The organism is Moorena producens 3L (assembly GCF_000211815.1).
GTDB classification, from domain to species: Bacteria; Cyanobacteriota; Cyanobacteriia; order Cyanobacteriales; family Coleofasciculaceae; genus Moorena; species Moorena producens.
On record NZ_GL890912.1, the window covers coordinates 1 to 9,318 of the forward strand.

Annotated in this window: 9 protein-coding genes and 1 pseudogene; all 10 read right to left on the reverse strand. The window is 42.3% G+C overall.

Features of this window, described 5'->3' with window-relative positions:
• A pseudogene (locus LYNGBM3L_RS14395) lies at positions 1 to 370 on the reverse strand (VWA domain-containing protein); the annotation flags it as partial.
• Between the two features lie 15 nt (positions 371 to 385).
• Entirely contained in the window at positions 386 to 535 is a 150-nt protein-coding gene (locus LYNGBM3L_RS43555) for a hypothetical protein (RefSeq protein WP_154659747.1), read from the reverse strand.
• A gap of 139 nt (positions 536 to 674) precedes the next feature.
• Positions 675 to 1,046, reverse strand: coding sequence for a hypothetical protein (locus LYNGBM3L_RS14400; RefSeq protein WP_008182213.1), 372 nt, complete (start codon positions 1,044 to 1,046; stop codon positions 675 to 677).
• Positions 1,047 to 1,190: 144 nt separating this feature from the next.
• A complete protein-coding gene (locus LYNGBM3L_RS40700) occupies positions 1,191 to 1,418 on the reverse strand; it encodes a hypothetical protein (RefSeq protein WP_131826922.1) in 228 nt (75 codons plus the stop codon).
• A 73-nt stretch (positions 1,419 to 1,491) separates the two neighbouring features.
• Complete coding sequence (locus tag LYNGBM3L_RS14410; protein WP_008184433.1) at positions 1,492 to 2,853, reverse strand: vWA domain-containing protein; 1,362 nt, start codon at positions 2,851 to 2,853, stop codon at positions 1,492 to 1,494.
• Entirely contained in the window at positions 2,795 to 3,889 is a 1,095-nt protein-coding gene (locus LYNGBM3L_RS14415) for a hypothetical protein (protein WP_008184435.1), read from the reverse strand. The genes LYNGBM3L_RS14410 and LYNGBM3L_RS14415 overlap by 59 nt, the downstream gene beginning before the upstream one ends.
• Positions 3,890 to 3,897: 8 nt before the next feature.
• Complete coding sequence (locus tag LYNGBM3L_RS14420; RefSeq protein ID WP_008184437.1) at positions 3,898 to 6,132, reverse strand: hypothetical protein; 2,235 nt, start codon at positions 6,130 to 6,132, stop codon at positions 3,898 to 3,900.
• A 4-nt stretch (positions 6,133 to 6,136) separates the two neighbouring features.
• Complete coding sequence (locus LYNGBM3L_RS14425) at positions 6,137 to 7,066, reverse strand: hypothetical protein (protein WP_008184439.1); 930 nt, start codon at positions 7,064 to 7,066, stop codon at positions 6,137 to 6,139.
• Complete coding sequence (locus tag LYNGBM3L_RS14430; RefSeq protein WP_008184443.1) at positions 7,059 to 7,886, reverse strand: hypothetical protein; 828 nt, start codon at positions 7,884 to 7,886, stop codon at positions 7,059 to 7,061. Before LYNGBM3L_RS14430 ends, LYNGBM3L_RS14425 begins: the two co-directional genes overlap by 8 nt.
• A gap of 303 nt (positions 7,887 to 8,189) precedes the next feature.
• Complete coding sequence (locus LYNGBM3L_RS14435; protein WP_008184446.1) at positions 8,190 to 8,951, reverse strand: hypothetical protein; 762 nt, start codon at positions 8,949 to 8,951, stop codon at positions 8,190 to 8,192.
• Positions 8,952 to 9,318 lie beyond the last annotated feature (367 nt).

Here is a 9,318-nt window from a genome sequence, read left to right on the forward strand (position 1 = left end):
CAATAGTAGAGGCTTGGTCGTCAAATTGGATAATGGCAATGCGATCGCTTCCACCTAACTGGTTAGAGCGCACTAAATTTAACAGTGACTCAATCACAATATCGATCTTGGTTTTACCACCTATCACTTCCTCATAGTCGTTTCCATCCTGTGTGTAAACTCTACCTGTAGGTTTTGTGTCCCCTTCCACCACTTCATACATGGAACCACTGGTATCGATCACAAAAGCAAAACTAGTTGAGGGTAGCTCGACTGCTACTTCTTTGGTCGGTCGCAGTTTCAACATCACAAATAGTTTCTGGTCTGGGGTATCCGCAGGCAGAAATTCACGATGAGGAGTAATTGTTACATATAGGGGTGGATTACTCATTGTTGTATAGGGTTTTTATTTGAGTTGTGAACATAGGATTGAACTAAAAAGGGAACCGGGAATCGGGAATCGGGAATCGGGAATCGGGAATCGGGAATCGGGAATCGGGAATCGGGAATCGGGAATCGGGAATCGGGAACCGGGAAAAAATTCTATGTACCTCATAGTTATTAAAAACGCTGTCTAAATCTAGAGATAATAAATGAATTAATTGTGATAATTTTTGATGCCATATTCTTGACTTCCTACTCCCTACTCCCTACTCCCTACTCCCTGTTCCCTGTTCCCTACTTCTACAATAATTCTAATTAAAATTCAACGGCGGTAACATTCCTGAAATAGGTTCTATCCCAGACAAATCTGGGTAAATTGGATGGGGTATTTCTTGATTACCGGCTTCTTTCATCTGACTAATCAGTAAAGGTAAAGCCATAGTAATTGAACTGTCTCTAAAGCCTTCTTCTATGTCTTTTATCCAGGTTTCTATGATTTTATTAAGGTTATCATCATTAATTTTGTATAGGCTTTGCTCTTGAAACCAATTTCTCAGTTTTTCTCGCTCTGATTTAGGGAAAAATAAATCGGGATTATCTTCCTGGCTTTTGTCTAAATTAATGGCATAGCTGTATTCATCTTCTATATTATTTATATGGAGAATGAATGTATAGTTTACCATTTTATAGGAGTTATCGATTGGGTTTTTTTTTAGGGAATCGGGAATCGGGAATCGGGAATCGGGAATCGGGAATCGGGAATCGGGAATCGGGAATCGGGAATCGGGAATCGGGAAACAAGATTGTTTGGCTCCTTCCAGATAGGGTTAGTAATTATAATGGTGTAGTTGTGAACTAGACCAGGAAGAAAACTCTACCGCTTGTGCTGGAGATGATGCGTTCGCGAAGCGGTTCCGAAGGAACATCGCGCCCAATTTCCCACACTCGCCACCAAGACCTGTAATACCAATCCGTGTCGGAATTGTGAGAATTTTTGTTACCTTTTCCCGACTCCCGACTGCCGACTCCCGACTCCCTCGGTGCGCTTTCCGCATCTAATTATTAAATTCGCCACGGGTCGCACCGCTCCCGACTCCCGACTCCCGACTCCCTGTTCTCTTTGATATATTAATCTTCAAGTTCCTCTCGCTTTAGATATTGTCCCCATAAGTAAAATGGCACTGCACCTCCAACTCCCATGACCACGAAAGTACCCAGAAACATGGTCAGTCTGATCGGTAAAGGAAGTGACCATCCAAAGGAGGTAATTCTGTAAGGTTTAGGTTCAGAGCGTTCTGTGGAAACATGTCGGGAATCAACTTTAACCTGAACCTGATGCCTTTCCGCCCGTATCGGGTTGGGGTCATTGTAGGTGATTTCATACTCACCGAGCAGAGCATCAAGGAATACTTTCAAGGACTTGCCAAGAGCCTGAGCATCCCCCGAAATTTTACAAATTCCTCCCGTAATCCTGGAAATTTCGTCTATGCGATCGCGGTCTACAAACTCTTCTTCTGGTACTTTGTTTGGTGGCAATTTTTTCTTGCCACCCTCAGTATAAAAAACGTCTTCCCTTGTTGCTTCTTGTTTAGAAAAGCCATTGTTTTTATACTTCTCGGCTAACTCTCGAGGTTTTAAGCCATACCCCAAAGTATGCACAATAATATTATCATTGACTTTGATCAGTCTCTTGAGTGTTTCAAATTCCTGCTCTTCTGCTTCTTTGGTTGCCGATGTACTGTGATAACCATCAGATAGAAGAATAATCGAAAGCCGGGGCTGTTGAGGCTGAGGTTGCCAGAATTTCTCTTTTTTCGGATAGAAGCGAGGGTCACCTCTTTGCTCACTTAAGAAATTTACTGCTTCAGTAAGGGGTTTGTAGACATTAGTGGCAGCACAGGGTTTTTTACTGGCAAGCTCACCAAGATAGTTTTGGAGTTCGGAGTCTCCTACAGGAAAAAATTTATTGAGTGTGGCTTGATTAACAGGATAGCCACCCTTGGGGCAATTTTTGGGATGGGGTTCACCAAAGGGAACAATTGCTACTTGAGTATGACTACTGCGATCTGCTGTATTTTTGATAAATTCTCGCATCGCTGCAGTGGCTCCCTCCAGTTTGCTTTGGCTAGAGCCTGGTTTATCGGGCTTGGCCATACTGCCACTCATGTCCAGTAGGAAGATAATCCAGGCCGAAGGCTGCTCAGCTTTTGTCGGATTTTTCCAATGCTTGGGCTTAAAGGTAACTTTATCATTATTTACATAGACCTGGAAATTTTCATCGGTGAGGTTGGTGACAGGTTGGTCATATTCATTTTTGACTTGGATGCGAATTTTGACCTGTTCATCCTCAACGGTGGCATTAAGGATTTTCGCTTCTTGTGCCTGTACTCCACTAGGATAACTAAAGCAACCGGCACACAATATTAGTAAACTAAGCTTGCGGGTCAAAGAAACGATTGTAGTAGACAAAGCGATAGATTTTTTCTTCATTTTTCCCTCCTGGATAAAGGCTATTAAACGTCAAGACATGGTTATGTTTCAAAACAATATCTTCGCGGGTTTTCAAGGGTTTACCGTTAATTTCGATAGTATTGAAATGTAGGGGATTGGGAGATAAAATTGCTTGGCGCTGCTTCAGTACTATGTCTGCTACATGGAGTGGCAATCCAGGCAAATAAATATCCGAGCCTCCTTTATGGTTTACCTGTTTGACAGCAGAGCCAATTCTAATCGTGCCAGTAGCAGGTAATTGAATTGACAACCCCTCTTCGATTTCATCGGCTTTACTGTTACTGACAAATTTTAGTAGAGACTTATTGATATAGGGAAAAGGATTATTTACGGTGATCACCCCTGGCTCACTATCTTCATAGTTAGGTCCGGTGTATTCAAAACCACCACCTGCTCTCAGTGCTGCCATATAACTTGGTGAATTGGTAATGCTAAATACTAAACCTAGCACCAAGCCTAAAATCGAGAATCCTAGAGGGTCTTCAAAACCTCTGTTTTCGATCTCACTCAACAGTGGGCGGATCGATTCAAACAGTAGAGCAGCAACTAACGCTGCACCACTAGCCGCAATCATACTAGTTCTTAACCGTTCTTGGAAGCGTTTGGGATCCCCTGCTTCCACACTGCGCCACCACCAAGTCAGTCCCTCTGCCAAGCCTACTGAGCTCCCTATTAAGAGCCAACTTAGGAGTCTAATTATAATTCCTGGAATAGGAGATAATAACAGGATTTGGTAAATCACTCCAGAAATTAAACCGATGATAATTCCTAAGCCAACAGCAATCAGGATCGGAATTTTGGCAATGCGGAGGTTTAGTTTAAGTCTGGTGGGGTTACTAATAAAGATTTCATTAATTACCATCCCCACGGCTAAGGAGATAGCAATGCACGGAAATAGGACAATTTCTTCTGGAATTAGCCTTGACAAGCCTAGGTTAGTAATGGCGACTTGACCGATATTCCAGCCAATTAATGCTGAGGTTATTCCAGCTAGTATGTAAAGGTAAATCCGCATTTTTTACATCATGTTTTATTTTGATTATTTTGGGTTCTATTATCTACTTGTTCAAGATTTTTTTTGGTATCATACTTTAATTGTTCATAGGTTGATTCAGATATTCCAGGTAAATAATTTATGATACCATCATACTGAATCCCTTTATTTTTTTGATATGCATAAATAGCTTCTACCCATTTCGTACTTAAATATTTTATACTTTCAGGTTTTACCTTTCTTTCAATTGCACCAGTATAATTGAGAGTTGGGTCTTTAAGAATTGTCTTAAGTGCTTTGACAACTTCAATTTCATTTTCTCGTTTATCTGGTGTTGCTGGTAGATCTTGTGGTAGTATACCTTTGAGATCATTAGTCAATTCCTGGACTATTCTCGAAATTACTTGACTAGTGGTTTTAGGAAATTCCGCAAGTGCTTTATCCTTCTCAATTTTAGTCATTTCAGGAGCAAGATTGACCTTCTGTCCTGAAGTAGGCTGGGTTGGAGTAACCACAGCACTCTTTGTAGTACTTGATTTTTTTTTGACATCTTTTTTTTTGTTTGATAGTTGCCTGTTTATATAACTGATATAATCTCCGGATTTTTGAATAAATTTATAACTAAGCGAGAAAATTAAAAATAATCCTATAATAATCGAAAAATAGTCTCTATTATTCCATATAAAGTTTAAAATCCCAGAATATTGCTTACTTATTTGTTCTTGTGGAGTCATCATTGGCTTGATAGGCAATCCAAAAGCGTCTTGAACCGATTTACGTGAATTTGGAAAAGCTTTATTAAATATTTCCTTTGGTACTCCACCAAAACCAACCTGATAAAAATAGGCAGATAAACGATACTCTCTCAGGCATTCAAACAATTTAGCTAGAGGCTTGTAATAAGGTTCAGAGTGTCTATGTCGGCGGCGAATTACTTTCAAATATTTTAATCTATTCCAAATTTTATCTCCACAACGGAAAGAGTTGGACTCTGAACTATATGACCGCCGATTAAAACTACTAATCATTTCTAAATCAGCTTGAACATCATTGATAAACTGCTTGCGGTAATGTTTCCAGGCACTGTGACGAGCTGCCAGTAACCAATGAACAGCTTCAGGAGTGATTTGTTTTTCGAGCAGTTTAGGCAGGATAAGTTTGATGCCCCTAGCAAGTAGCTCCGGTGGGATTTGGTCACCAATAGCCTCTTGAAACTCTAAGGATATGACTTGATTGTTGTCAGGTTTATGTCTACCACCCTTGATATTCAACCAATCCAAAAACTCTGGTAGAGTTTCTGGAATCACCATGGCTCTGAGAGTTATCAATCTTATGAATTGAGGAGTATATAAGTTCTGGCTCAGAGCATGTTGGGCTCCTTGATCATCAAATAACCTGTGCCAGTAGTCTGAAGTAATTTTCTGGTTCCCTAACGCCCCTGCTATCTGACGAACCGCTTCTGATTTCACCTGAGAACTGTTGATCAAGCGTTTAATTGCTGACTTGAGTGCCTGTTCGTCTACCGTTGCTGGCATCAGAGCTAAGGGACGATTAGCCTTCACTTGCAGAAAACTTCCATAGGCACGCTCACTGGCTGGATGAATCACAACAAAGCTCCAAGGGTTCTCTAAGGCTTGAGCATTGTAAGCCCAGGATACCGGCTCAGCTCCAGCTTTTATTTCAGCTATTTTGTTAATCAGTCTGAAATTAGGCTTATGCTGCCATGAGAGCACTATCGGCACAGACTTATGCTCAAACTTGTGCTCAAGTTTCTCTGAGGGGATTTCAGGTGGTATAGAAATCTCTTGTGAAGGATCTACTCTAGTCTCAAAAGGATTAAAAACAGGCAGATGGCCTACTCGCTGGGCATAGTCCTCCATCCAGCTCAGGATTTTACCGAGACTATCTGCCCCCTGACAGAGGAAATAACGATAGACTGAAAGAGGTCTTCCCCCATCATCCCTACCCCGACTCACCACTGCCACCACTGACCAATCCGGTATACAAGAATCGGGCTCTCCTGGCACAACTCGACCAATTACTGCTGGCTGGTTACTATTAGCACCCTCAACTACAGCAAATCGTTTATTAGCGATCGCGCGCTCGACCGTATAGGGAATCTGGGGTAAAGTGACATTCATGTACCGTCCAGTGAAGCCTCTGGATATCCAGCCCCCATCTGGGGTGATCTCAGCCTTGATACCAGTGCTAAATTCGTAAATTTCAACAGTAATAGTAATAGAATTACCATTAAAAGAGTCCATTGTTTTACTCCTGGTCTAGTTTTCTATGCCGTTGGCCAGTACAAAGCCAGTAGATCGGAGCTACTAAGCCAAAGGGTTTCCAACCCTGGGGATTTTTCAGGATTGATTCCTTAATTCCCTCACGGTCTCGACTAATACGCCTCATGTTTGGTTCTGGATGGCGCTCCCCCAACATGCCAAAAGCCGAGGTGGTGAAGCAATCAATGCTTCCAGGTCCCGATTGCTCCCAAGCCTGCAATCGTTTCATAACTTCAGGAAAGCGAGCGGTTGCTACATACGTCGGTTGATGGCGATTTACCCATAACTCAGGCTGTTCGCACTTGGTGAGAACCAGGGCAATGCGCCGGTGTATCACCCCTGTTTCTGCTCGGTCTAGTGCGATCAAAAATTTATCCAGACCATTGGCATACTCTTTGTCTTTGCGATTAGCTAAGCCATCAACCAGTAACATAATGCCGTTGGCTTGCACGGCATCTTCTAGGTAATCCCGAAGCAAGGGGGTAGCTGCTTGGTACAACACATCTTGGAAAAACTCTCCAGAATAGTCTTTACAATTTATGTTGAGCCTTACCAAAGAGGAACCTAAGCTGGTCTTCAGCCGCCGCCAGGAAAACTGGTCTTTGAGAACTATCTCGATACTATAATCTTTAACTTCATCGGCCTTAGCATCCAAGGGAGTGCCTTCTAACTGCTCCCCTTGTTCTAAAATTTTCTTGGCTTTCTCGATTAGTGCTTCCCCATCTTCATTAATTGGTGTTACTGTCTGCACTGGACTGGTGGAGGGGTCAGCTCCAGGCCAACGAGCCAAGGCAGCCATGTAGGTAGTTTTGCCAGATTTACGGTCTCCAATCACCCGCACACTAGCACTCAGTTGTGCTGGTTTAGGCAGGATTTTTTTCCCTAACTTGTTTTTTCCTAACCACTTATTAAACATTGACTCCTATCCTGTTGCCTGTACTGAGCCAATAAAGGGGAGAAAATATACTATAGGGTTGCCATTTATCAGGGTCTCTCAGCACTGACATTTCTCCATCCCATCCTGGTTCATTGATACGATTAGGTCTGGGGTCATTTCGACCCAAAACCCCAAAGGTTGATAAAGCAAAAAAGCGCAAGTTTTCTGGTGCAATCTCCGATTGAAGCAATAATTTAGTTTGTCGTAAATGCACATCAAACAAGTCAACTCCTGGATCAAGCCTGCCCGGCCACAGTTCCCCTCGTTCACATTTAGTGATGGCCACCGCTACCCGTAAGTCTTTGGTTCTTTCATAGAAATCGAGTTTTTGAGTAAAAACCCTCAATTTTTGAGCGTAATACTCATCACTATTTCCTTGCCACCCAGTCAGGAAAATTAAACATCCCCCTACATCCTTACTTAATAATTCTTGAAATAAATCTTCGTGTTTATGGTATATAAAGCCTGATTCTAATTCGTCAAAAAGTTCTCCAGCAGCATCTTTAACAACTAGGTTAATCGTTTCGTTCTTATGCAGCTTTCTCTTCACTTCGATCTGAAAGGAGTAAACAGGTAAATCACTAACCCCTCCTAAAGGAAGTCTTGTGCCTTCTAAGGAATCTCCTGACAGGATTATATTTCTAGCTTGTTCAGCAAGATGTCTAGCATCTTCATTCAAGGGGTGGACGGTAAACATCTTCTGGTTAAAAGCCATTTTTCGCTCGGACCAATAAGCCAAACCAGCTAAATAAGTGGTTTTTCCTGATTTTCGCGGACCAATGACAAAGATATTTCCCATCTTGTAATTCCTCTCTTAACGTAAGCATTCAGCGGTCAGCGGTCAGCGGTCAGCGGTCAGCGGTCAGTAGACGTAACTAAGATTAAACAAAGCTTAGGTGTTTTATTTTAAAGGGTTTGTTCAGCGTGCAGATCACCTGATAACTGATAACTGATAACTGATAACTGATAGCTAATAGCTGATAGCTGATAGCTGATAACTGAAGCTGATAGCTGATAGCTGATAACTGAAGCTGATAGCTGATAGCTGATAGCTGATAGCTGATAGCTGATAGCTGATAGCTGATAACTGATAGCTTACCTCCTAACTAGCAAGAAAGCTGGCTAAATAAATCCAGGGTAGTTCTAACAGAGCACGATTATAAATACTGGTAATAAAACAACGCACAGGCACCCCCGCAGGAGGTTTAGTCATGGCTACTAGTTGACGTTGCACTGGTCGAAAGTAGCGCTGGGAAACATAGCTATTACGTTGATACCAGTTTTTCCGAGAACGCAGTGGATCATAGGCAAGCTGAAAGGCTTCTTGCTCTAAATCGCAAAATAGATCGGCTTTGTTTAAGCAAATCACAATATGTCGTACCTTGGGGCAATCATTATGAAAAAAATCTACCCACCGTTGAAATCTATTACACCACTGTTGTTGAGTAGGAAATTCCGAGAAGTCTACCGGAGCCTGGGGTGATAGCATCTCCCGATAGGGTGGCAAGACTAGCAAAATCCCCTCGCTCTGCTTTACTGCTGCCAATACCTGCTGCCATTGTTGGGGATTATCCAGCTGCCAGGATTTGCGCCAGACTTCCCCCGGAGTATCGATCCAGTCTATAGAGATGGTCTTGCGACCAGCCGGTAACTTTACTTCTACCTCAAGGTAACGAGTGCTATAGACATTGGTGGGATCAACTGGTGTGGGTCGAAATTTGTCTTCTGTTTCATCAAAGAAGAGTGCCTTCAGGTTGTCGTAACTCTGGTTGGGAATATGGACATAGTCAAATTTAGAGTTAGTTAACTCAATGGCTAAGGCTGTCTTGCCGGTATTGCGATCGCCTATGTAAATTACTGCCACCGTCTAGTCGAGATTACTATTTTATGGTATAGTACCAACTTTATCAATCGGTGAGGTGCAAGGTTTTAGGGAGTCGGGATTGGGAGTCGGAAGTCGAAGCTCCCGACTACCTCAAGAATTTGTTACAAAAATTAAAAAAATATGCTATAATATAATATTTTTTGTGCTACAATCAAATTGTGGACATAAAATCCACGGGAAGAGCCAGCCTAGGGATTTTCGTAGGCTCAAGGCTGGCTCTGGGTTCCCCTTAAAGGAGATAACTTCATATTATGTCTTATCGTCCATGCCTATACCCATGGGTTATGATTCGCCTATCACCACGGAGGCAACCAGTAGTATTCGCTCGGTTCCGCAACCGTTCTGA